Annotated in this window: 21 protein-coding genes; 8 read left to right on the top strand and 13 right to left on the bottom strand. The window is 56.8% G+C overall.

Annotated features, from left to right (window positions below):
- Nucleotides 1-48 precede the first annotated feature (48 nt).
- The 6 genes from odhB to sdhC form a co-directional block, all read right to left on the bottom strand.
- Nucleotides 49-1,275 carry a 2-oxoglutarate dehydrogenase complex dihydrolipoyllysine-residue succinyltransferase gene (gene odhB, locus A936_RS07285; protein WP_008456145.1) on the bottom strand — a complete coding sequence of 409 codons (1,227 nt, stop codon included), beginning with the start codon at nt 1,273-1,275 and terminating at the stop codon, nt 49-51.
- Nucleotides 1,276-1,290: 15 nt separating this feature from the next.
- Nucleotides 1,291-4,098, bottom strand: coding sequence for a 2-oxoglutarate dehydrogenase E1 component (sucA, locus tag A936_RS07280; protein ID WP_008456144.1), 2,808 nt, complete (start codon nt 4,096-4,098; stop codon nt 1,291-1,293).
- A 262-nt stretch (nt 4,099-4,360) separates the two neighbouring features.
- Entirely contained in the window at nt 4,361-5,077 is a 717-nt protein-coding gene (locus tag A936_RS07275) for a succinate dehydrogenase iron-sulfur subunit (protein WP_008456143.1), read from the bottom strand.
- Between the two features lie 15 nt (nt 5,078-5,092).
- Nucleotides 5,093-6,859, bottom strand: a complete 1,767-nt coding sequence (gene sdhA, locus A936_RS07270; protein ID WP_008456142.1) for a succinate dehydrogenase flavoprotein subunit — start codon at nt 6,857-6,859, stop codon at nt 5,093-5,095.
- Nucleotides 6,859-7,206, bottom strand: a complete 348-nt coding sequence (gene sdhD / locus A936_RS07265; protein WP_008456141.1) for a succinate dehydrogenase membrane anchor subunit — start codon at nt 7,204-7,206, stop codon at nt 6,859-6,861. The genes sdhA and sdhD overlap by 1 nt, the downstream gene beginning before the upstream one ends.
- On the bottom strand, nt 7,200-7,604 hold the full coding sequence (sdhC, locus tag A936_RS07260) for a succinate dehydrogenase cytochrome b556 subunit (RefSeq protein ID WP_034808195.1): 405 nt from the start codon (nt 7,602-7,604) through the stop codon (nt 7,200-7,202). Before sdhC ends, sdhD begins: the two co-directional genes overlap by 7 nt.
- Nucleotides 7,605-8,249: 645 nt before the next feature.
- On the opposite strand from sdhC, the gene A936_RS07255 reads away from it, so the two are divergent.
- A complete protein-coding gene (locus tag A936_RS07255; RefSeq protein ID WP_008456139.1) occupies nt 8,250-9,536 on the top strand; it encodes a citrate synthase in 1,287 nt (428 codons plus the stop codon).
- A gap of 46 nt (nt 9,537-9,582) precedes the next feature.
- On the opposite strand, the gene nei is transcribed toward A936_RS07255, so the two are convergent.
- The 6 genes from nei to A936_RS07225 all read right to left on the bottom strand — a co-directional run bounded on the left by nei (nt 9,583) and on the right by A936_RS07225 (nt 14,571).
- Entirely contained in the window at nt 9,583-10,374 is a 792-nt protein-coding gene (nei, locus tag A936_RS07250) for an endonuclease VIII (RefSeq protein WP_008456138.1), read from the bottom strand.
- An 18-nt stretch (nt 10,375-10,392) separates the two neighbouring features.
- Entirely contained in the window at nt 10,393-11,325 is a 933-nt protein-coding gene (gene pxpC / locus A936_RS07245) for a 5-oxoprolinase subunit PxpC (RefSeq protein ID WP_008456137.1), read from the bottom strand.
- Entirely contained in the window at nt 11,319-11,975 is a 657-nt protein-coding gene (pxpB, locus tag A936_RS07240; protein WP_008456136.1) for a 5-oxoprolinase subunit PxpB, read from the bottom strand. Before pxpB ends, pxpC begins: the two co-directional genes overlap by 7 nt.
- A 13-nt stretch (nt 11,976-11,988) precedes the next feature.
- Complete coding sequence (locus tag A936_RS07235; RefSeq protein ID WP_008456135.1) at nt 11,989-12,732, bottom strand: type 2 GTP cyclohydrolase I; 744 nt, start codon at nt 12,730-12,732, stop codon at nt 11,989-11,991.
- 15 nt (nt 12,733-12,747) lie between these two features.
- Nucleotides 12,748-14,157: a deoxyribodipyrimidine photo-lyase gene (gene phrB / locus A936_RS07230; RefSeq protein ID WP_008456134.1), complete on the bottom strand. Its 1,410-nt coding sequence runs from the start codon at nt 14,155-14,157 to the stop codon at nt 12,748-12,750.
- Between the two features lie 207 nt (nt 14,158-14,364).
- A complete protein-coding gene (locus A936_RS07225) occupies nt 14,365-14,571 on the bottom strand; it encodes a YbfA family protein (RefSeq protein WP_008456133.1) in 207 nt (68 codons plus the stop codon).
- A 313-nt stretch (nt 14,572-14,884) separates the two neighbouring features.
- Here A936_RS07225 and kdpF point away from each other — a divergent pair, with 313 nt between their 5' ends.
- From kdpF to A936_RS07190, 7 genes are read left to right on the top strand one after another with little or no spacing between them, the layout of a single operon-like run.
- Nucleotides 14,885-14,974: a K(+)-transporting ATPase subunit F gene (kdpF, locus tag A936_RS22640; RefSeq protein WP_008456132.1), complete on the top strand. Its 90-nt coding sequence runs from the start codon at nt 14,885-14,887 to the stop codon at nt 14,972-14,974.
- Entirely contained in the window at nt 14,974-16,659 is a 1,686-nt protein-coding gene (kdpA, locus tag A936_RS07215) for a potassium-transporting ATPase subunit KdpA (protein ID WP_008456127.1), read from the top strand. Before kdpF ends, kdpA begins: the two co-directional genes overlap by 1 nt.
- A 13-nt stretch (nt 16,660-16,672) precedes the next feature.
- Nucleotides 16,673-18,721 (top strand): potassium-transporting ATPase subunit KdpB, encoded by a 2,049-nt coding sequence (kdpB, locus tag A936_RS07210; protein ID WP_008456125.1) that lies wholly within the window; start codon nt 16,673-16,675, stop codon nt 18,719-18,721.
- A 12-nt stretch (nt 18,722-18,733) separates the two neighbouring features.
- On the top strand, nt 18,734-19,309 hold the full coding sequence (kdpC, locus tag A936_RS07205) for a potassium-transporting ATPase subunit KdpC (RefSeq protein WP_008456123.1): 576 nt from the start codon (nt 18,734-18,736) through the stop codon (nt 19,307-19,309).
- A gap of 12 nt (nt 19,310-19,321) precedes the next feature.
- A complete protein-coding gene (gene kdpD, locus A936_RS07200) occupies nt 19,322-22,009 on the top strand; it encodes a two-component system sensor histidine kinase KdpD (RefSeq protein ID WP_008456121.1) in 2,688 nt (895 codons plus the stop codon).
- On the top strand, nt 22,006-22,683 hold the full coding sequence (gene kdpE, locus A936_RS07195) for a two-component system response regulator KdpE (RefSeq protein ID WP_008456119.1): 678 nt from the start codon (nt 22,006-22,008) through the stop codon (nt 22,681-22,683). Before kdpD ends, kdpE begins: the two co-directional genes overlap by 4 nt.
- Before the next feature lie 36 nt (nt 22,684-22,719).
- Nucleotides 22,720-23,148: an EamA family transporter gene (locus A936_RS07190; protein WP_008456117.1), complete on the top strand. Its 429-nt coding sequence runs from the start codon at nt 22,720-22,722 to the stop codon at nt 23,146-23,148.
- A gap of 34 nt (nt 23,149-23,182) precedes the next feature.
- Here A936_RS07190 and pgm read toward each other — a convergent pair whose 3' ends face one another.
- Entirely contained in the window at nt 23,183-24,826 is a 1,644-nt protein-coding gene (gene pgm, locus A936_RS07185; protein WP_008456116.1) for a phosphoglucomutase (alpha-D-glucose-1,6-bisphosphate-dependent), read from the bottom strand.
- Nucleotide 24,827: the final 1 nt, after the last annotated feature.

Below are 24,827 nucleotides of genomic sequence, written 5' to 3'. Positions count from 1 at the left end.
TTTGGTTGTAGGGGCGGGTGTCATAGCACCCGCCAGAGTCTTGTTCGACTACACGTCCAGCAGCAGACGAGTTGGATCTTCCAGCAGCTCTTTAATGGCTACCAGATAACCCACGGACTCGCGGCCATCGATCAGACGGTGATCGTAAGAGAGCGCCAGGTACATCATCGGCAGGATCTCAACTTTACCGTCCACCGCCATTGGGCGGTCTTTGATGGCGTGCATACCCAGGATCGCGCTCTGCGGTGGGTTGATGATTGGCGTAGACATCAGGGAGCCGAAGACGCCACCGTTGGTGATGGTGAAGTTACCGCCGGTCAGCTCTTCCACGGTCAGTTTGCCGTCACGGCCTTTCACCGCCAGCTCTTTGATGCGTTTTTCAATGTCGGCCATGCCCAGGGTATCAACGTCTTTCAGCACTGGGGTCACCAGGCCACGCGGGGTAGAAACCGCGATGCTGACATCGAAGTAGTTGTGGTAAACCACGTCTTCGCCGTCGATGGAAGCATTCACTTCCGGATAGCGTTTCAGCGCTTCAACAACCGCTTTAATGTAGAAGGACATGAAGCCCAGACGCACGCCGTGGCGTTTTTCAAACGCTTCACCGTACTGCTTACGCAGTTCCATGATTGGCTTCATGTTCACTTCGTTGAACGTAGTGAGCATGGCGGTAGAGTTTTTCGCTTCCAGCAGACGTTCGGCCACGCGCTTGCGCAGACGGGTCATCGGCACGCGTTTTTCGCTGCGGCCAGCCAGTGGCGCAACCGGCGCCTGAGTGGCTTCGGCGGCTTTCGCCTGCGCAGGTTGTTTCGCTTTCGCTTCGCTCAGGTGTTTTTCAACATCTTCACGAGTGAGACGGCCACCTACGCCGCTGCCTTTAATAGCGCTGGCGTCGAGGTCGTTCTCTGCGATCAGGCGGCGGATAGCCGGGCTGAGGGCATCATTGCTCTGCTCTTCCAGAGAAGCCTGCTGGCGCTGAGCCGGAGTAGACTCTTTGCTGTCAGCTTTTGCGGAGGTTTCTTTCCCGCCGCTGTTGCCTTCACGCAGACGGCCCAGAATCTGACGAGAGGTCACGGTCGTGCCTTCGTCTTCCAGTACCGCATCCAGAACGCCGTCCGCAGACGCGGGGACTTCCAGTACCACTTTGTCAGTTTCGATTTCAACCAGTACTTCGTCACGTTTGACGCTGTCGCCCGGTTTTTTATGCCAGGTTGCCACTGTCGCGTCGGCTACGGACTCAGGCAGGTCAGGAACTAGAATATCTACGCTACTCATTATTTATCCTTTAATTTATTCGACGTTCAGCGCGTCATTAACCAGATCTTGCTGTTGCTTCTGGTGAACGGACATATACCCTACCGCCGGAGAGGCGGAGGCCGGGCGACCTGCATAACGCAGAGCGGACCCAAACGGAATCACTTCGCGGAAGTGGTGCTGGCTGCAGTACCAGGCGCCCTGGTTCAGCGGCTCTTCCTGGCACCAGACGAAGTCGTGTACGTGTGCGAACGGCTTCAGCGCTTCCTGTACCGCCTGGTGCGGGAACGGATAGAGCTGCTCAACACGCACAATCGCCACATCCTTCTGCTCATTCTTACGGCGCTGCTCAAGCAGGTCGTAGTACACCTTACCGGAACACAGAACAACGCGCTTCACGCCTTTCGGATCCAGTTCGTCAATCTCACCAATTGCCGGCTGGAACGTGCCGTTGGCCAGTTCGTCGAGGCTGGATACCGCCAGCGGATGGCGCAGCAGAGACTTCGGTGACATGACGACCAGTGGACGGCGCATCCCGCGCAGCGCCTGACGACGCAGCATGTGATAAACCTGTGCCGGAGTCGACGGCACGCAAACCTGCATGTTCTGCTCGGCGCACAGCTGGAGGTAACGCTCCAGACGCGCGGAGGAGTGCTCTGGGCCCTGGCCTTCATAGCCGTGTGGCAGCAGCATGACCAGGCCACACATACGGCCCCATTTCTGCTCGCCGGAGCTGATGAACTGGTCAATCACAACCTGTGCCCCGTTGGCGAAGTCGCCGAACTGCGCTTCCCAAATGGTCAGGGTGCGAGGTTCTGCCGTGGCATAGCCGTACTCAAAGGCCAGAACCGCTTCTTCAGACAACACGGAATCCCAGACTTTGAAGATGCCCTGGCTGTTGTGGACGTGCGCCAGCGGCGTATAGGTAGAGCCGTTGGTTTGGTTGTGGATCACGGCGTGGCGGTGGAAGAAGGTCCCACGGCCAGCATCTTCACCGGACAGACGAACGGACACGCCTTCATCTACCAGCGTTGCATAAGCCAGGTTTTCCGCTGCACCCCAGTCGAACAGTTTGTTGCCGTTCGCCATGTCCTGACGGTCGCTGTAGATTTTCGCCACGCGGGACTGCATTTCTACGGCTTCCGGCACGGTGCTGATGCGCTTAGCCAGTTCCTGAACGCGCTTCATCTCAACCTTGTTCGGGTAGCTTTCGTCCCACTCGTGGTTGAGGTACGGCGACCAGGTAAAGGAGTGCATGTTCATCGGACGCCACTCTTGCACGACACATTCGCCGGCATCCAGCGCATCGCGGTACAGATTCACCATTTCGGTGGCATCTTCCAGCGTGGCCAGTTTGTCCTGCTCCAGCTTGTCAGCATAGATCTTACGCGGGGTCGGATGTTTTTTGATCTTCTGGTACATCACCGGCTGCGTTGCGCTTGGCTCGTCAGCTTCGTTATGGCCGTGGCGACGGTAGCAAACCAGGTCGATAAACACATCACGCTTGAAGGTATTACGGAAGTCCAGCGCCAGACGGGTAACGAAAGCTACGGCTTCCGGGTCATCCGCATTAACGTGGAAAATCGGCGCCATGACCATCTTACCGATGTCGGTACAGTATGGCGTGGAGCGCGCATCCAGCGGGTTAGAGGTGGTGAAACCAATCTGGTTGTTGATCACGATACGCACGGTACCGCCCACTTCGTAACCACGCGCTTTGGACATGTTCAGGGTTTCCTGAACCACGCCCTGCCCGGCTACCGCGGCATCACCATGAATGGTGATCGGCAGTACCTGGTTGCTGCCTGGCTTATCCAGACGATCCAGACGCGCACGCACGGAACCGATAACCACCGGGCTAACGATTTCCAGGTGAGACGGGTTAAACGCCAGCGCCAGGTGAACCAGGCCGCCTTCGGTTTCAACATCGGAAGAGAAGCCCATGTGGTACTTCACGTCGCCGGTGCCGAGATGTTCTTTATGTTTGCCCGCAAATTCGTCAAACAGATCCTGCGGTTTTTTACCCAGCACGTTGATCAGCACGTTAAGACGACCGCGGTGTGCCATACCCAGCACCACTTCGCGCGTGCCGCTCTTACCGGCGTGGCGAATCATCTCTTTGAGCATCGGTACCAGCGCGTCGCCGCCTTCCAGCGAGAAGCGTTTCGCCCCAGGGAATTTAGCCCCCAGGTAGCGCTCCAGCCCTTCCGCCGCAGTCAGCTCGCTCAGGAAACGTTTTTTCTCTTCCTGAGTAAAGCTTGAACGCCCGGCTACCGATTCGATGCGCTGCTGGATCCAGCGTTTTTCTTCGGTATTGGTGATGTGCATGTATTCCGCACCGATCGACCCACCGTAGGTTTGCTTCAGCGCAGCGATCAGGTCGGCAAGCTTCATGGTCTCTTTGCCGATGGCAAACGATCCCACGTTGAAACTCTGCTGCAAATCTTCTTCGGTCAGGTTATGGAACGCCGGATCCAGATCGGCAACCGTTTCCTGCTGCCAAAGCCCGAGCGGATCGAGATTAGCAGCCTGATGGCCGCGGAAACGCCAGGCGTTGATCAGCTGCAACACTTTTACCTGTTTGGCATCGGTGTCAGGATCGGTGACTGCGGTGGAGTAACGTGAGGCATCCTTCGCCAGACGACGGAAATAATCACGCGTTTTTGAATGGAATTGATCCGGTCTGGCTCCGGTGCCAGGTAACTGCTGGAACATCGTGCGCCAGTGCGCATCAACAGAGTCAGGATCGGTTAAGAAGTCTTCATAGAGCTGCTCTATGTAGGACTGGTTTGCGCCCGCCAGCCAGGAAGAGTCCAGCCAGGGCTTCATCGCGCCGTTCTGCATCGTGATCCCTTAAGCATTTTATGCTTATTTCGCCGTGGATAACTATAACGCACACCGTAGGGTATACAGGTATACGTTCCAGGGTTCACTTTCTTCGAGCCTGTTGCCGTGGAGGGCGGCCCGCGAAGGAACCTTTAGAAACTGTCTTAAGGGTTTCCCCTCACCCCTTCCCCTTATATAGAGAGGGAAGATCGTCGGCAGTTTTTAAAGATTTCCTGCAATTTGCACCCTCTCCCCTGCAAGGAGAGGGTACTTTTCTGACTTAAGCGCTTTTTTGCAACAGCATCGACTTAATATGGCCGATAGCTTTCGTCGGGTTCAGCCCCTTAGGACAAACGCTGACGCAGTTCATAATGCTGTGGCAGCGGAATACGCTGAAAGCATCGCTCAGGCCGTCCAGACGCGCGTCCGTTTCGGTGTCGCGGCTGTCGATCAGGAAGCGATACGCAGCCAGCAAACCGGCCGGGCCGATAAACTTGTCCGGGTTCCACCAGAACGACGGACAAGAAGTCGAGCAGCAAGCGCAAAGAATGCACTCGTACAGACCATCCAGCTTTTCACGCTGTTCAGGCGACTGCAAATGCTCACGAGCAGGTGGATTTTGCCCATTATTCAACAAGTAAGGCTTAATCTTCTCATATTGAGCATAGAATTGCCCCATGTCTACCACCAGATCGCGGATCACCGGCAGGCCAGGCAGAGGACGGATGATTATCTTCTGCTTACCGTTGCCGAGCGCCGAGATTGGCGTGATACAGGCCAGCCCGTTTTTGCCGTTCATGTTCAGGCCGTCGGAGCCACAAACGCCTTCACGGCAAGAGCGACGGAATGACAGACTAGGATCTTTTTCTTTCAGCTGCATTAAAGCGTCAAGCAGCATCATGTCGCGACCCTCTTCCGCTTCCAGGGTGTAATCCTGCATGCGCGGAGCGTCGTCTACATCCGGGTTATAACGATAAACTGAGAATTCGAGTTTCATTGTCCTGTCTCCGCATTAATAAGTACGAATCTTCGGCGGGAACGCCGGACGCAGTTTCGGTTCCATGTTCACGCTACGACGCGTCATGGATTCCGTCTCTGGCAGATACAGGGAATGGCACAGCCAGTTTTCGTCATCACGCTCCGGGAAGTCGAAGCGGCTATGCGCGCCTCGGCTCTCGGTACGGAAGTTTGCCGACACCGCAGTGGCGTAAGCGGTTTCCATCAGGTTATCCAGCTCCAGGCACTCAACGCGCTGGGTGTTGAACTCACTGGAAGTGTCGTCCAGACGGGCATTTTTCAGGCGCTCGCGGATTGCTTTCAGCTGCTCAAGCCCTTTGGCCATCGCGTCACCTTCGCGGAATACTGAGAAGTTGTGCTGCATACATTCCTGCAGCGCTTTGCGGATTTCCACCGGATCTTCACCGTTACGGTTGCCGTTCCAGCGGTTAAGGCGCTCAAGGGAGGCGTCGATTTCAGCGTCGGTTGCGTCAAGCAGATCGCCCTGCTCGGCAATGGATTCCTGCAGGTGCAGGCCAACAGCACGCCCGAACACCACCAGGTCAAGCAGGGAGTTGCCGCCCAGACGGTTCGCACCGTGTACGGAAACACAGGCAATTTCGCCCACGGCGAACAAACCAGGGATAACCACATCTTCGCCCTGCTCGTTCACGGTCAGCGCCTGGCCGGTCACTTTGGTCGGAATACCGCCCATCATATAGTGGCAGGTTGGGATAACCGGGATCGGCTCTTTCACCGGATCGACGTGGGCGAAGGTACGGGACAGTTCCAGAATGCCCGGCAGGCGGGATTCCAGCACTTCTTTACCCAGGTGGTCGAGTTTCAGTTTGGCGTGTGGCCCCCACGGACCATCACAGCCGCGGCCTTCACGGATTTCGATCATGATGGAGCGCGCCACCACGTCACGACCCGCCAGGTCTTTCGCGTTCGGGGCATAACGCTCCATGAAGCGTTCGCCGTGTTTGTTCAGCAGGTAACCACCTTCACCACGGCAGCCTTCTGTGACCAGAACCCCTGCCCCGGCAATGCCGGTTGGGTGGAACTGCCACATTTCCATATCCTGCACCGGCACGCCAGCGCGGATAGCCATACCAACGCCGTCACCGGTATTGATGTGGGCGTTGGTGGTGGATTGATAAATACGGCCTGCGCCGCCGGTTGCCAGCACAGTTGCGCGGGCTTTGAAGTAAACGACTTCACCGGTTTCGATGCACAGTGCGGTACAGCCAACCACTGCGCCATCGGCGTTTTTCACCAGATCCAGCGCATACCACTCGGAGAAGATGGTGGTGTGGTTTTTCAGGTTCTGCTGATACAGCGTGTGCAGTAAAGCGTGGCCGGTACGGTCAGCTGCTGCTGCAGTACGCGCCGCCTGCTCGCCGCCGAAGTCTTTCGACTGGCCGCCGAACGGACGTTGATAAATGGTGCCGTTTTCCAGACGGGAGAAAGGCAGGCCCATGTGGTCCAGTTCCAGAATCGCTTCCGGGCCGGTTTTACACATGTATTCGATGGCGTCCTGGTCACCGATATAATCGGAACCTTTTACCGTGTCATACATGTGCCATTCCCAGTTATCTTCATGGGTATTACCCAGCGCCACGGTGATACCACCCTGCGCAGATACGGTATGGGAACGAGTTGGGAACACTTTAGAAAGCAGCGCACAGGTCTGGCCGCTCTGGGAAATCTGCAGCGCCGCGCGCATACCTGCGCCGCCGGCACCAATCACTACAGCATCAAATTCTCTGACTGGCAGTTTCATTACACACCCCACACCACAACGAATCCATAAATGACGTAAACCAACAGCGCGACAACAATCAGCAGCTGTAAAGGAAGGCGAATCGCCAGTGGTTTAACGTAGTCGGTCAACACCTGCCACATGCCAATCCAGGCATGGATCAAAATAGAGAACAGTGCCAGCAGGGTGAAAACTTTGGTGAAGGCAGAGGCAAAGAAGCCGTGCCAGACGTCGTAGGTCAGCTCGCCGGTGACAGCGAAGAAGCCAATCATGTAGATGATGTACAGGGTGAGTACGATGGCGGTAGCGCGAACCAGCACATAATCGTGCACGCCATTGCGACCCAATGCGGAGGCATTGCTTACCATACGAGGACTCCTGCAAGAATTGAAAGCACGACAGTAATAACAAAGGCGATATGTGCGGATCGTTTGCCCGCTACAAAGGTCTCTTCCAGATAGCCAAAGTCCATCAGCAGATGGCGAATACCCACCACCACGTGATAGGCCAGAGCCGTCAGAATGCCCCACATTATAAATTTAACGATAAAGCTGCTCATCACGGCGGACGCGGTCAGAAAACCTTCCGGGGAGGAGAGTGACAGTCCCAGCAACCAAAGCAGAATGCCGACCGCCACAAATGTGATCACGCCGGAAACGCGGTGGAGGATGGAAGCGATTGCAGTGACGGGGAACCGGATCGTTTTCAGATCCAGATTGACAGGTCGTTGTTTTTTCACGTTTCTTATCATGAATAGCGCCCACATGCTCTTCTTATTGTTTCCTTCCTCCGGATCTGCATTCGGGGTCAGACAGCGCTAACTTTCTATAACTGTGCGTCATGCAAAAAACAGCTACATCCAGAGGCCAGGGATCTGGCTACAACGCTGGGTGGCTCCCGGTAGCAGGGTGTTCCGGAGACCTGGCGGCAGTATAGGCTCTTCACAAAATCATTACAATTAACCCACATAATGTTTGAAGGGTTTTGCTCGGAACAGTGAGCAGGATCACGATAACAACATTATTTTAAATTTTAATCATCTGATTTGACAAAAGTTAAACATTCTTGTTACAAACAGGGCCAGAAAAGCCGTATAATTCGTAAAAGTTATAGGGTCAGCCTTTCACCTGAGTAATAGTTATGTAACAGTGGATGGGTATTGACCCGAGAGATCAGGACAGTTATTAGTGATATACAGGTTTGAATGATACTGATTGCTAAGACGCTGATTTGCTGTAGTTTCGCCCCCAAAGCGAGTGTTACCTGCAAGCGCCCATCGCTCTGTACCCTGGTTGTACTCCTCTAAACAGAGCCGCGAGCCAATTAAAAAACTGGTAACCAACCATTGTGGGTTCGAATGCAAATCGGACGCCCGGCAGTCTTATGAAATAAGGCGCTAAGGAGACCGTAAATGGCTGATACTAAAGCAAACCTCACCCTTAATGGTGACGATGCTCTCGAACTTGATGTGCTAAAGGGCACGCTAGGTCAGGATGTAATTGATATCCGTAGTCTTGGTTCTAAAGGTGTATTTACTTTTGACCCAGGTTTCACCTCTACCGCATCCTGCGAATCCAAAATCACTTATATCGACGGTGACGAAGGCATTCTGTTGCACCGCGGTTTCCCGATTGACCAACTGGCCACCGAATCCAGCTACCTGGAAGTGTGCTACATCCTGCTGAACGGCGAAAAACCGACGCAGGAGCAGTTCGACGAATTCAAAACTACCGTTACCCGCCACACCATGATTCACGAGCAGATCACCCGTCTGTTCCACGGCTTCCGTCGCGACTCACATCCGATGGCCGTGCTGTGCGGCGTAACCGGCGCGCTGGCGGCCTTCTACCACGACTCCCTTGACGTGAATAACCCACGTCACCGTGAAATCGCGGCATTCCGTCTGCTCTCCAAAATGCCAACCGTAGCGGCAATGTGTTACAAGTATTCGATTGGCCAGCCGTTTGTTTACCCACGCAACGACCTCTCCTACTCGGCTAACTTCCTGAACATGATGTTCTCCACGCCGTGCGAAGAGTACAAAGTTAACCCAATTCTGGAGCGAGCAATGGATCGTATTCTGATCCTGCACGCTGACCACGAGCAGAACGCATCGACGTCGACCGTGCGTACCGCAGGTTCTTCCGGCGCTAACCCATTTGCGTGTATCGCGGCGGGGATCGCTTCCCTGTGGGGACCGGCTCACGGCGGCGCGAACGAAGCTGCGCTGAAGATGCTGGAAGAAATCAGCACCGTGGAGCACATTCCAGAATTTATCCGTCGTGCCAAAGACAAGAACGACTCGTTCCGCCTGATGGGCTTCGGCCACCGCGTGTACAAAAACTACGACCCGCGCGCCACCGTGATGCGTGAAACCTGTCACGAAGTGCTGAAAGAGCTGAACCTGAAGGATAACAACCTGCTGGAAGTGGCGATGGAGCTGGAACACATCGCGCTGAACGACCCGTACTTCATCGAGAAGAAACTCTACCCGAACGTAGACTTCTACTCCGGCATCATCCTGAAGGCGATGGGCATTCCTTCCTCCATGTTTACCGTTATCTTCGCGATGGCGCGTACCGTGGGCTGGATTGCACACTGGAACGAAATGCACGACGACGGCATTAAAATTGCCCGTCCACGTCAGCTGTACACCGGCTACGACAAACGTGATTTCAAATCCGATCTCAAAAAGTAATATTTCTTACTTGATGAGTAAAAAACGCGCCCTGTGGCGCGTTTTTTTATTTCTGGCAGCGAGGGCACCAGTAAAACGGTCTTGAAGAGAAGTTGGTTCTTTCAATAATCCCTCCACATCGTTCGCACGGTTCACCCGCCCGGTGAAACACCCTAAAGCTGAAAACAGCCCCGTGATGTTTGTTCTCATCTCCCTGGCCTCGCGTCTGATAAGAAAGCCGTGGAATCGCCAGCAAAGCAGTCGCTAACCGCTCAATCTGCTCTTCGCTTAAATCCTCCGCGCGGTGCTGCGGCGCAAGTTCCGCTTCCCAAAGGATTTCCACTCGCAGGTAATTCCCCAAACCGGCAAGAAAAGCCTGGTCGAGCAGTAACCCGCTGAACTGCCGACGGCGAAACTTTGGCGACAGCAAACGTGCTTTGACCAGATCCACCGTCAGCGTTTCATCCAGCACATCCGGCCCCACGCGCTGCAAGAAAGGCTGTTGTTCAAGCTGCCCCTGGTCGAGGATTTCGATGTCCGAGGCGCTGTAAAGAAGAATGGCTTTTTTAGCCGTTTGCAGCCTGACACGCAGCACACGGTTCGTTTCTGCTACTTTACCTACGTCAGCCACTCGCCATACGCCGTAAAGCTGATTATGACTGTACAAGGTTAAGCCGTTGGAAAAATGCGTCAGCATTGCTTTTCCCCGGGTTTCGATACGACCGATGGTTTTCCCCACCAGCATCGCTTCAAACGGCTTAAGCTCTTCAAAAGCAAACCAGGCTTCGGTTAACGGCTCCCCGCCCACGGCGGCTTCCAGCTTGTCCGCCGCGCGGCGAATCTCCGGTCCTTCCGGCATACTAAACTCCCTGAAACGTTATGCTTCCTGTGCCAGTTGCCAGGCAATCTGCTCGAGATAAATAGCCTGTTCGCGGCGCGCTTTGAGCGCCTCCGCCAGCGTACACGGCACAAAATGAATGGGTTCCCCCAGCCTGACCTGAGCCAGATGATAAAGATCGGCCTCAATCACGCAGGCAATGCGAGGATAGCCCCCGGTTGTCTGGGCATCGTTCATTAACACAATCGGCTGGCCGTTATGCGGTACCTGAATCACGCCCGGCAGCAGGCCATGGGACAGCATTTCTCGCTGGGTCGTCCGCTCCAGCTCTGGCCCCTGAAGCCTGTAGCCCATCCGGTTACTCTGCGGGCTAATTTGCCAGGCCAATCGCCAGAAACTCTCCTGAGATGCCAGGCTGAATTCCTGATACTCCGGCCCGGTCACGGCGCGAATGCGATTTCCCCAAAGCAGTTGTTTTACGCCGCGGGGATGCTGAAATTTACGTTGAGGTTTACGCAAAGCTAAACGGTCACCATCCCGCAGCAAACGGCCATGATGACCGCCGATCCCGGCTTTAAGATCGGTGCTGTAAGACCCCATCACTTCCGGCACATCCAGGCCACCGTCGACGGCAAGGTAGCTGCGCATACCGTGCGTAGGTTTTTTCAGCGTCAGCCTTTGGCCTTTTTTGACAGGCAGTCGCCAGCCCGTCCACACGGCGTTGCCATCCAGCTCCGCATGGCAGCCTGCCCCGGTAAGCGCAAACCAGCCGCTACGCCCGAATTCAATCACGCACTGTCCAAGGGTGATTTCCAGCGCGGGGGCATCTGGCGCATTCCCAACCAGTAAATTGGCGACGGAGATGGCGGGGGTATCGAGCGCGCCGCAGCGGCTCACGCCCAAATGACGCTGCCCTTCCCGGCCCGTATCCTGCACGCTGGTTTGTATCCCGGCGCGAATAATATTCAGCATATGCCCCCCTGCTGCGGGACGAAACGCACGGTATCACCCGGCAACAATAAAGTGGGTGATGAGCCGTTGGGGTTAAACAAATCGAGTGAGGTGCGGCCGATGATTTGCCAGCCTCCCGGCGTCACCAGCGGATAAATGCCGGTTTGACTGCCACCAATGCCTACAGAGCCAGCGGCAACCTGCAGCCGGGGTTCTGCCCGGCGGGGCGTAGCGAGGACTTCAGGCAGTCCCCCCAGATAAGCAAAGCCCGGCTGGAAGCCAAGGAAGTAGACGATGTATTCCGCTCCAGAATGCAGGGCGACTACCTGTTCGGGCGTTAAGTTATTGTGGCGAGCCACGACATCAAGATCGGGCCCCACCTCGCCGCCGTATACGACCGGAATATCAATCTTACGAGGCGGAGGGATCACAGCCTCACTTTCTTCCCACCAGCGCTGGAGCCATTCAATGCCATCCAGCGCCAGCCGCTGAGGATCTTTCAGCACCACGGTGATGTTATTCATGCCCGGAATGGCCTCGCTCACCTCGTCAGAGGCATTCAGGCGCTGCAGCAGTCCCCAAATGCGCTGCTGGCTTGCAAGCCTGACAGGAGGATCCAGCTCCAGAACCACCGCTTTTTCACCCAATAAATAACAGCGAGCTCGTTGCACAGCTCCTCCGGTATCAGGCAGGATTAGGGATATCGATAAAGATAACGTCGAGATCGGTTTCGCTGTTTAGCCAGTCGCTAAGCGCCTGGATCCCACCCCGCTCGGTGGCATGGTGACCCGCGGCGTAGAAATGCAGCCCCTGTTCGCGGGCGGAATGAATCGTCTGCTCGGAAACTTCGCCGGTAATAAACGCATCCACCCCAAAGCGCGCCGCGCTATCGATAAAGCCCTGCCCACCGCCCGTGCACCACGCCACGCGGCGGATCTGATCCGGGCCGGTGTCTCCACACCACAGCGGCGTGCGGCCTAAGCGCATTTCAATCCAGGAAGCCAGCTCCACGCCGGAAAGCGGCGTCGGGAGCTCGCCCCACGGGACCAGCGGCTCAACTTCCCCTTTCGTTTCAATCCCCAGCAGCGCGCCAAGTTGGGCGTTATTCCCCAACTGCGGATGGGCATCAAGCGGCAAATGCCAGCCGTAAAGGTTGATGTCGTTCGCCAGCAGCGTTTTCAGGCGGTTGCGCTTCATGCCGCGGATCACCGGCGATTCATTTTTCCAGAAATAACCGTGGTGGACGATCACCGCATCGGCCTGCTGGCGCACAGCTTCGTCCAGCAGCGCCTGGCTGGCAGTAACCCCAGTGACAATCTTGCGGATCGCTTCCCGGCCTTCAACCTGCAGGCCATTCGGGGCGTAATCACTGATTGCCGAGCTGTTCAGCTTGTAATTAATCAGGCGTTCCAGTTCACTGTTTTTCATCATTATTCTCTTTGGTTATTTTCTTGCCGCTTCATAAGCCGCAAGCGTATTCAGTCGGGCCTGCCTATGGTCAACAATCGGGCGCGGGTAGTCCAGCGTTTGCTTTTGTTTATCAGCCCAGTCCCACGGCGAATGAATCTGTTTCCCTGGCACAGTTTTCAGTTCAGGTAGCCAGTGGCGAATAAAATTCCCTTCAGCATCAAAGCGTTCACCCTGAGTTGTCGGGTTAAAAATGCGAAAATAAGGCGCGGCGTCGGTGCCCGTAGAAGCCGCCCACTGCCAGCCGCCGTTGTTCGCCGCCAGATCTCCGTCAATCAGCTGCGACATAAAATAGCGCTCGCCCTGCCGCCAGTCGATCAGCAAATCCTTCACCAGAAAACTCGCCACGACCATACGTAAACGGTTATGCATCCAGCCCGTTTGGTTCAGCTGCCGCATCGCCGCATCGACAATGGGGTAACCCGTTTTACCCTGCTGCCAGGCTTCAAGCCATGCATTATTTCCGCTCCAGCGAACTTTATCCGTCCAGGCAATAAACGGCTGGTGACGGCAAAGTTTTGGGTACGCGACCATCAGATGGCGGTAAAACTCGCGCCAGATGAGTTCGTTGAGCCAGGTAGCTCCGGCTTCGCCCTCCAGCGCTTTAGGGTGCTCTTTTAGCAGACGATGCAGGCACTGGCGCGGAGACAAAACGCCGGTGGCCAGATAAGGCGACAGCCGGCTGGTGCCTTCTATCGCCGGGAAATCACGTTGTTCCGGGTAGTCGGTAGCGGGCTGCAGGCAAAATTTACGCAGCATGCCAATGGCCTCCGGCTCACCCACCGGGAAGAGTTCGCGGTCAAACGCCTCACGGGGCATATCAAACGCAAAGCGTTCATTGAAGTCGCACTCTCCACGGGTTTTGGGCGCAGGCACGCATTCCGGCAGCCCTTCCTGCAAACGCCGAATAAACGCCTTGCTGAACGGGGTAAAGACTTTGTACATCTCGTGGTTGCCGGTAGTGACGCTGCCCGGTGCAAGCAGCAGGCTGTCATCAAATCCCTGCACGGTAACGTCCACATTCAGAGCTTTTTCCAGCGCGGCGTCACGGGCACGCTCGTTAACTTCATACTGGTAGTTGTAAAAAAGCGCATCGACTTTTTGTTCAACGCAGAACGCTTTTATACAGTCTATCGACGCGGCAAAATCCGCAGCCTGTTGGATATGAAGTTCAATCCCACGCCCGGCCAGGGCATGACCCAATGCCCGTAAATGCTCAAAGATAAATTCGACCTGTTTGGGTGCCATGACGTGCTGCCGCCATTGTTCGGGCGTCACGACAAAAAATCCGATGACTTTTGCATCGGGATTAAGGCAGGCGGCGTGTAAGGCGTAGTTATCGTGAATACGTAGATCGTTGCGGAACCAGACCAGATGGGTAGGCATAACTCTCCCTGGATTCATTACCTGACCGCCGCCATTGCGCGTTGGCGACGGTTCAATATTGGAAGTTATTCCGGGCAGCAGAAGTATACCAATGCCAGACTAAGCGACATCGCTGGCTGCCCGCATCTCAGTTGTTAACTCAGTGTAGCAAGACGCAGGCAACAAAAAAGCTACCCGGAGGTAGCTTTCGTCAAATCGATTCAGCTTTTAGTAATAATCGAAGGCGGCGGCTTCAGATTGCGCCATCCACACCGGCTTGTCGCTGGTTTTGGACCAGACGCGGTGCAGGTAGCTGTAAAAACGCGCGCGATCTTTCCAGAACAGCATTACAGGCAGCGCCAGCACACCGGCAGCGACTGCGAAAGTGCGACGCAGGATGACCTGATGCGCAGGGTATTCTTTGTATAAAGACATAGGCTTCTCCTCATAATGTGTGACCGACACCGCATGTCGGAAAATCGAAACTTGTTATCTGGTCAAAATACTATCTCATTGTTTGAAAGTTTACTACTCCTCCGACCAGATAAATGCACTTTTTTGTGCGCTATTTATCTTTTTACCTGTAATTAAGTTACAAAATGGTTAAATAAATACTAACCATTAGTTAACTAATGGCTTTTGCCATTTTTATACTTTTTTTACACCCCGCCCCCGGACTTTTACGACATCTTTTCACCCGAAATCCTATTCTGCCGCGAAATGCTTAACGCACCGTTGGAGGTGGATTGTGAGTGCAGGCGTCATAACCGGCATCGTGCTGGTCTTCTTGCTGTTGGGTTACCTGGTTTATGCCCTGATTAAAGCGGAGGCGTTTTAATGGCTGCGTCCGGATTTTTACTGATCGCCAGCTTCCTGCTGGTGCTCTTTGCCCTTGCGAAACCGCTGGGCGCCGTGCTGGCACGACTGATCGACGGCGAACCGCTGCCGATCGTGGGCCGCATTGAGCCCATTTTGTGGTCCCTGATGGGCAGCAAAGGTGAAGAAATGGGCTGGAAACGCTATCTGATGGCGATTCTGGCATTTAACGTTTTTGGGCTGATCCTGCTGTTCGCGATGCTGCTGTTCCAGGACAGTTTGCCGCTTAACCCGCAGCATCTGCCGGGCCTCTCCTGGCATCTGGCGCTGAACACTGCCGTCAGTTTTGTCTCCAACACTAACTGGCAGTCTTACGGCGGCGAAACCACGCTGAGCTACTTCAGCCAGATGGTGGGCCTGACGGTACAAAACTTCGTTTCTGCCGCCACCGGCATTGCCGTAGTGTTTGCGCTGATCCGTGGTTTCTCTCGCCATTCCACCAGCACGCTGGGCAACGCCTGGGTCGATTTAACCCGCGTTACGCTGTACATCCTGCTGCCAATCTCGCTAGTGATGGCGCTGTTCTTTATCAGCCAGGGTTCGCTGCAGAACTTCTCTGCTTACCAGCCTTACACCACCATTGAAGGCGTTCAGCACCTGCTGCCGATGGGGCCGGTGGCTTCTCAGGAAGCGATTAAAATGCTGGGAACCAACGGCGGGGGCTTCTTCAACGCTAACTCCTCTCACCCGTTTGAGAACCCTACGGCGCTGACCAACTTCGTGCAGATGGTTTCCATCTTCCTGATCCCGGCCGCGCTCTGCTTCGCCTTTGGTGAAGCCGTGGGTGACCGCCGTCAGGGCCGCGCGCTGCTTTGGGCGATGACCATTATCTTCGTGGTCTGCGTGGTGGTAGTGATGTGGGCCGAGCTGCAGGGCAACCCGCACTTTATCCAGTTGGGTGCCAACAGCAGCATTAACATGGAAGGCAAAGAGAGCCGCTTCGGCATTCTGAATAGCAGCCTGTTCGCGGTGATTACTACCGCCGCATCCTGCGGGGCGGTCAACGCCATGCATGACTCCTTTACGGCGCTGGGCGGCATGGTGCCAATGTGGCTGATGCAGATTGGTGAAGTGGTCTTCGGCGGCGTAGGCGCTGGCCTGTACGGCATGCTGCTGTTCGTCCTGCTGGCCGTGTTTATCGCCGGGCTGATGATTGGGCGTACCCCGGAATACCTGGGTAAGAAAATTGACGTGCCGGAAATGAAGATGACTTCGCTGGCCATTCTTATCACCCCTGCCCTGGTGCTGCTCGGCACCGCGCTGGCGATGATGACGGATGCAGGCCGTAGCGGCATGGCAAACCCAGGGATCCACGGCTTCAGCGAGGTGCTGTATGCGGTTTCTTCCGCCGCAAACAATAACGGTAGCGCCTTCGCCGGCCTGAGCACCAACACGCCGTTCTGGAACGTTCTGCTGGCCGTATGCATGTGGTTTGGCCGCTTTGGGGTGATTATCCCGGTGATGGCAATTGCCGGTTCCCTGGCCGCGAAAAAATCCCAGGCCGTCAGCATCGGTACGCTGCCAACGCACGGCCCGCTGTTTATCGGTTTACTGATTGGGACAGTGCTGCTGGTTGGCGCCCTGACCTTTATCCCCGCCCTCGCTTTAGGCCCGGTTGCGGAACACCTTTCTCTGGTTAATTTCTGATTACGAGGCTTCCATGAGTCGCAAGCAACAGGCGCTGTTTGAACCTGGTCTGATCCGTCAGGCGCTAATTGATTCTTTTAAAAAGCTCGCCCCGCAGGTGCAGTGGCGCAACCCGGTGATGTTTATCGTCTGGGTGGGGAGCATCATCACTACCCTGCTCGGGATAGCGATGTTCACCGGCCTGCAGCAGGGGGATGCCCTCTTCACGCTCGCCATCAGCCTGTGGCTGTGGTTTACCGTGCTGTTCGCCAACTTTGCTGAAGCGCTGGCAGAAGGCCGCAGCAAGGCACAGGCGAACAGCCTGAAAGGGGTGAAAAAAACCAGTTGGGCACGCAAACTGCGCAGCCCGCAGCATGATGCGCAGGTGGACCACATTCCGGCGGCCGATCTGCGTAAAGGCGACGTCGTGCTGGTGGAAGCCGGGGACATCATCCCTTGCGATGGCGAAGTCCTTGAGGGCGGCGCGTCGGTGGATGAAAGCGCCATCACCGGGGAATCCGCCCCGGTTATCCGTGAGTCCGGCGGCGACTTTGCCTCGGTGACCGGCGGGACGCGCATTCTGTCCGACTGGCTGGTCATCCAGTGCAGCGTTAACCCAGGGGAAACCTTCCTCGACCGCATGATTGCCATGGTGGAAAGCGCCCAGCGTCGTAAAACGCCGAACGAAATCGCCCTGACTATCCTGCTGGTAGCGCTGACAATCGTCCTGCTGCTGGCGACCGCAACCCTGTGGCCGTTCTCTGCCTACGGCGGCCAAGCGGCTAGCGTAACCGTGCTGGTAGCCCTGCTGGTCTGCCTGATCCCAACCACCATCGGCGGCCTGCTTTCCGCCATCGGTGTGGCCGGGATGAGCCGCATGCTGGGTGCGAACGTGATCGCCACCAGCGGCCGGGCGGTAGAAGCCGCCGGGGATATCGACGTCCTGCTGCTGGATAAGACCGGCACCATCACGCTCGGTAACCGCCAGGCCTCCGCCTTCCTCCCTGCCCCTGGCGTGGATGAAAAAGAGCTGGCCGATGCCGCGCAGCTGGCCTCACTGGCGGATGAAACGCCAGAAGGCCGCAGTATCGTGGTGCTGGCAAAACAGCGCTTTAACCTGCGTGAACGCGACGTGCAGAACCTGCAGGCAACGTTTGTGCCGTTTACCGCGCAAACCCGTATGAGCGGCATCAATATTCAGGACCGCATGATCCGCAAAGGTTCTGTGGATGCCATCCGCCGCCACGTAGAAGTGAACAACGGCCACTTCCCGGCCCAGGTCGACACGCTGGTTGAAGGCGTGGCTCGCCAGGGCGGTACGCCGCTGGTGGTTGCCGAAGGCGCTAACGTGCTGGGCGTAATCGCGCTGAAAGACATCGTGAAAGGCGGCATTAAAGAGCGTTTCGCACAGCTGCGCCAGATGGGCATCAAAACGGTGATGATCACCGGGGATAACCGCCTGACCGCCGCGGCGATTGCCGCCGAAGCCGGGGTGGATGACTTCCTTTCTGAAGCCACACCGGAAGCCAAGCTGGCGCTGATTCGCCAGTATCAAGCCGAAGGACGTTTGGTGGCGATGACCGGCGACGGCACCAACGACGCCCCTGCCCTGGCGCAGGCCGACGTAGCGGTAGCCATGAACTCCGGGACTCAGGCAGCGAAGGAGGCCGGGAACATGGTTGACCTGGACTCTAACCCAACCAAGCTGATTGAAGTGGTGCACATCGGGAAACAAATGCTGATGACTCGCGGGTCACTGACCACCTTCAGTATTGCTAACGACGTAGCGAAATACTTCGCCATTATCCCGGCGGCGTTTGCGGTGACTTACCCGCAGCTGAACGCGCTGAACGTGATGCACCTGCACTCCCCGGCTTCGGCCATCTTGAGCGCGGTGATCTTCAATGCGCTGATCATCATCTGCCTCATTCCGCTGGCGCTAAAAGGCATTAGCTACAAGCCGCTGAGCGCTGCCGCGATGCTGCGCCGCAACCTGTGGATCTATGGCCTGGGCGGCATCGTCGTGCCGTTTATTGGTATCAAAGTGATTGACGTGATCCTGACCGTACTCGGTCTGGTCTAAGAGGAAAAGAACATGGCTACGTTACGCCCCGCTTTATTACTGCTGATTATCCTGACGCTGATTACCGGAGGGGTTTATCCCCTCCTCGCCACGCTGCTGGGGCAATGGTGGTTCCCGGCTCAGGCCAACGGCTCGTTAATCGTTGAAGACGGCAAGGTTCGCGGTTCAGAACTGATTGGTCAGGACTTCACTAACGCAAAATATTTCCAGGGCCGCCCCTCTGCCACCTCGGATAGCCCCTATAATCCAATGGCATCCGGCGGCAGCAACCTTGCGGCCAGCAACCCGGAGCTGGACAAAGAGGTTAAGGCTCGCGTTAGTACGCTGCGTGCGGCTAACCCGGAGGCTAATCCAGCGGTACCCGTTGACTTAGTCACCACCTCCGCCAGCGGCCTGGACGGGCAGCTTTCTCCTGAGGCGACCGCGTGGCAAATCCCGCGGGTAGCGAAAGCCAGAAATCTGCCGGTGGAGCAAATCGCTCGCCTGGTGGCGGAAAACACCACCACGCCGCTGGTGAATTTTATCGGCATGCCGGTAGTGAATATCGTTAAGCTGAACCTGGCGCTGGACCATCTCCAGGCGAAGTAAAAAGGACGTGTTATGACCGAGGAGCCGCTGCGCCCCAACCCCGATAAGCTGCTGGAGAAAGTCAACCGCCAGCCGCGTGGGAAACTGAAAATCTTCTTCGGCGCCTGTGCAGGCGTCGGGAAAACCTACGCGATGCTTCAGGAGGCGCAGCGCCTGCGGGCGCAGGGCCTCGATGTGCTGGTAGGCGTGGTGGAAACCCACGGCCGCCAGGAAACTGCCGAACTGTTAAAGGGGCTGACGATTCAGCCCCCTCGTCGTATTCACCACCGGGGGCGTCTGGTTCAGGAGTTTGACCTGGACGCCGCCCTCGCCCGCAACCCTGCCCTGATTCTGATGGACGAACTGGCGCACAGTAACGCGCCAGGCTCGCGCCATCCTAAACGCTGGCAGGACGTGGAAGAGCTGCTTGAAGCCGGGATCGACGTCCTGACATCCGTCAACGTTCAGCATCTGGAAAGCCTGAATGACGTAGTGGGCGGGGTAACCGGGATCCAGGTACGCGAGACCGTCCCCGACCCTATTTTCGACGCCGCCGACGAAGTCGTGCTGGTTGACCTGCCGCCGGACGATCTGCGCCAGCGCCTGCACGAAGGCAAAGTTTATATCTCCGGCCAGGCCGAACGCGCCATCGAGCACTTCTTCCGTAAAGGCAACCTGATAGCGCTGCGAGAGCTGGCCTTGCGACGCACAGCCGACCGCGTTGACGATCAGATGCGCGCCTGGCGGGACAACCAGGGGCAGGAAAAAGTCTGGCACACGCGGGACGCCATTCTGCTGTGCATCGGCCATAGCAACGGCAATGAAAAACTGGTTCGCACCGCCGCTCGCCTTGCCGCCAAGCTCGGCAGCGTCTGGCACGCCGTCTACGTCGAAACGCCGCAGCTTCACCGCCTGCCGGAACATCAGCGCCGGACCATTTTAAGCGCTCTGCGGCTCGCCCAGGAGCTGGGAGCCGAAACCGCCACGCTTGCCGACCCTAATGAAGAAAAAGCGGTGTTGCGCTACGCCCGCGAACACAATCTCGGCAAAATCATTATTGGCCGTCATACCACGCGCCGCTGGTGGCACCGTACGTCTTTCGCCGACCGGTTAGCCAAACGCGCTCCGGACCTCGATCTGGTGATTGTTGCGCTGGATGAAAAACCGCTCCCCTCCCCGACCAGAGCACCGGACACCAGAACGCTAAGCGAGAAATGGCGCATTCAACTGCGCGGCTGCGCCGTGGCGGTGGTGCTCTGTGCGTTTATTACCTTTATCGCCAATCAGTGGCTGGTGGCCTTTGATGCCGCCAACCTGGTGATGATCTACCTGCTTGGTGTGGTGATGGTAGCGCTGTTTTATGGCCGCTGGCCGTCCGTCCTCGCGACGGTCATCAACGTGATTAGCTTCGACCTGTTCTTTATTGCGCCGCGAGGCACGCTCGCCGTGTCGGATGTTCAGTATCTGCTGACCTTCGGCGTAATGCTCACCGTCGGGCTGGTGATCGGTAATCTGACCGCCGGGGTACGTTATCAGGCACGCATCGCCCGCTACCGGGAACAGCGCACCCGTCATCTGTATGAAATGTCTAAAGCTCTGGCCGATGACCGCACGCCGCAGGACGTCGCCGCCACCAGCGTGCAGTTTATTAACAACACCTTCCAGGCCCGCAGCCTGCTGCTGCTGCCGGACGATCACGGGAAACTCAGCCGTATCGCAGCCGAAGGGGAACCCGCTCAGTGGGATGAAGCGATTGCCCGCTGGAGCTTTGATAAAGGCCAGCCCGCCGGTGCCGGAACGGACACGCTGCCGGGCGTGCCCTACCGCATCCTGCCGCTTAGCACCACGGAAAGGACCCTGGGTCTGCTGGTCGTTGAGCCGGAGAATCTGCGCCAGCTGATGATCCCCGAACAGCAGCGCCTGCTGGAAACCTTTACCCTGCTGGTGGCCACCGCGCTCGACAGGCTGCTGCTCACCGCCAGCGAAGAACAGGCCCGGCTTTCCAGCGAACGGGAGCAAATCCGCAACTCGCTGCTGGCCGCGCTTTCGCACGACCTGCGCACGCCGCTGACCGTGCTGTTTGGCCAGGCAGAAATCCTCACGCTGGATCTCGCCAGTGAGGGATCAAAACATGCCCCGCAGGCCAACGAAATCCGTCAGCATGTGCTGAACACCACCCGGCTGGTGAATAATCTGCTGGATATGGCCCGCATTCAGTCGGGCGGTTTTAACCTTCGCAAGGAGTGGCTGACGCTAGAGGAAGTCGTCGGCAGCGCGCTGAAGATGCTCGAACCGGGCCTCGGCGGCCGCCATATCGCCCTTAATTTGCCTGATCCGCTGATGCTGATTGAAGTCGACGGCCCGCTGTTCGAACGCGTGCTGATCAACCTGCTGGAGAATGCGGTTAAATATGCCGGTTATAAAGCCAACATCGGTATTAAAGCGACCTCGACAGCAGACAAGCTGGACCTGGAAGTTTGGGACAGCGGCCCGGGGGTTCCCGCTGGTAAAGAGCTGCTGATTTTTGATAAATTTGCCCGCGGTAACAAAGAGTCAGCTATTCCAGGCGTTGGGCTTGGGCTGGCTATCTGCCGGGCGATTGTTGAAGTTCACGGCGGCACAATTTATGCGCTTAACCGCCCGGAAGGCGGTGCCAGCTTCCACGTTGTGCTACCTTTATCGCCTCCCCCCGAACTCCCTGAAATGATTGAGGTGCTGTGACAACGGTTCTGATAATTGAGGATGAAAAAGAGATCCGCCGCTTTCTGCGCACCGCGCTGGAAGATGAATCGTTGCGCGTGTTTGATGCCGAAACCCTGCAGCGCGGCCTGATTGAAGCCGCCACCCGCAAGCCGGATCTGGTGATTCTGGATCTCGGCCTGCCGGACGGCGACGGCATCGATTTTATTCGTGACTTTCGCCAGTGGAGCCAGACGCCGGTCATCGTCCTGTCGGCCCGGAGTGACGAGCAGGCGAAGATTGCCGCCCTGGATGCTGGCGCAGACGATTTTCTCAGCAAGCCGTTTGGCATCGGTGAACTGCAGGCCAGGCTTCGCGTCGCCCTGCGCCGCCACGCCAGCACCGTTCAGCCCGATCCGGTTTATCAGTTTTCCGAAATTCGGGTCGACCTCGCCTCGCGCCGTATTACCCGCGGCGAAGAGGAAATTCACCTGACCCCCATTGAGTTCCGCCTGCTGGCAACCCTGCTGAATAATCACGGCAAAGTCCTGACCCAGCGCCAGTTGCTTAATCAGGTTTGGGGCCCGAATGCCGTGGAACACAGCCACTATCTGCGCATTTATATGGGCCACCTGCGCCAGAAGCTGGAGAGCGACCCCGCTCGCCCTCGCCATCTGCTCACCGAAACCGGGATCGGCTACCGTTTTATGCTCTGAAGGAGTAATCTCTGGCTCGTTCAAGAGGAGCCCGTTATGAGCGCATGGTTAGTCTACGCCCTGTTGTCTGCCGCTACGGCAGCGCTGGTCGCTATTTTTGGCAAAGTTGGTTTGCAGCATCTGGATGCCAATACCGCCACAGCCGTTCGCGCTGTGGTCATGGCGTTATTTTTAGTTGGGGTGGTCGTCGTTCAGGGAAAACTGAATCTTGTTAGTACGGTGTTTGCCGATAAAAAAGCGCTGCTGTTTATTTTGTTAAGCGGCGTGGCCGGGGCGCTGTCCTGGCTGTTCTATTTTATGGCAATCAAAAGTGGTGACGTGTCGAAGGTCGCCCCTATCGATAAGCTAAGCGTGGTGTTCGCGGTTATTCTGGCGGTGATTCTGTTTGGTGAGAAAGTGTCGCTGATTGCCGGGATAGGCGTGGCGCTTATCACCTGCGGCGCACTGATGGTGGCTTTGGGTTAAAAGAGAAAGGCTCCCTGGGGAGCCTTTTTGCATATTACTTCGCGCTTTTCAGCACTTCGCTGACAATCTCTACCGCTTCTTTCTCGATCTGCTCGCGGTGCTCTGCGCCGAAGAAGCTTTCACAGTAAATCTTGTAGGCGTCTTCGGTGCCGGACGGACGAGCGGCAAACCAGCCGTTCTTGGTCATCACCTTCAGGCCGCCAATGGAAGCGCCGTTGCCCGGAGCCGCCGTCAGACGCGCGGTGATCGGGTCACCTGCCAGCGTGTCTGCACTCACCATTTCAGGTGACAGCTTGGACAGCGCGGCTTTCTGTGCAGAAGTGGCTGGGGCCTGAATACGGTTATAGCTCGGTGCGCCAAAGCGCGCGGCTAACTCATCGTAATGCTGCTGCGGGTTTTTGCCCGTCACGGCGGTGATTTCGGCCGCCAGCAGACACATGATGATACCGTCTTTGTCGGTCGACCATGGGGTGCCGTTGAAGCGCAGGAACGATGCCCCGGCGCTCTCTTCGCCCCCGAAGCCGAAGCTGCCGTCGAACAGGCCGTCAACGAACCACTTAAAGCCAACCGGGACTTCCACCAGCTTGCGGCCCAGATCTTCTACCACGCGGTCAATCATCGCGGAGGAAACCAGGGTTTTACCGACGGCCACATCTTTGCCCCACAGCGGACGGTGCTGGAACAGATAGTTAATAGCCACAGCCAGGTAATGGTTCGGGTTCATCAGGCCCGCCGGCGTGACGATGCCGTGGCGGTCGTAATCCGGGTCGTTGGCAAACGCCAGATCGAATTTGTCGCGCAGCGCCAGCAGGCCCGCCATCGCACATTCGGAGGAGCAGTCCATGCGGATTGCGCCGTCTTTATCCAGGTGCATAAAGCGGAAGGTCTGGTCCACCTGATCGTTCACGATGGTCAGATCGAGGTTGTAATGCTTCGCGATACGGTGCCAGTATTCGATCCCGGAACCGCCGAGAGGATCAACCCCCAGCTTCAGGCCCGCTTTTTGAATCGCGGCCATGTCGACGATATCCACCAGCCCTTCGATGAACGGCTGAATCAGATCCTGCGCCTGAACGTGACCGCTTTCCCAGGCTTTATCCAGCGTAATGCGCTTCACGCCTTTCAGGCCGTCGGCCAGCAACGCGTTAGCGCGATCTTCAACGACTTTGGTGACGTTAGTATCAGCCGGGCCACCGTTTGGTGGGTTGTACTTGATGCCGCCGTCGTCCGGTGGGTTGTGGGATGGCGTGATAACAATCCCGTCCGCCTGAGGGCCGCCCTTTTGGTTATGCACCAGGATGGCGTTAGAAATCGCAGGCGTCGGCGTATAGCCGTTATCCTGCTGCACAATGACGTCCACGCCGTTAGCGGCCAGCACTTCCAGCACGGAGATAAACGCAGGTTCGGACAGCGCGTGGGTGTCTTTGCCCACATAGCATGGACCGGTGATCCCATTCTTTGCGCGTTCTTCAGCGATAGCTTGCGCAATCGCCAGAATATGAGGTTCGTTAAAGCTATGCCGTGCTGCACTGCCGCGGTGGCCGGAGGTCCCGAATTTCACCGCGTGTTCGCTATTCCCCACCACTGGCTTAAGCACGTAATACTGCGCCGTAAGCTGGGCTACGTTAATCAAGTCGCTCTGTTGTGCAGGTTGGCCCGCACGATAGTGGTTAGCCATT

Source organism: Enterobacter sp. Ag1, assembly GCA_000277545.1.
Lineage (GTDB): Bacteria > Pseudomonadota > Gammaproteobacteria > Enterobacterales > Enterobacteriaceae > Cedecea.
Note: the sequence above shows the minus strand (reverse complement) of the source record. Positions and strands in the feature narration are given on the sequence as shown.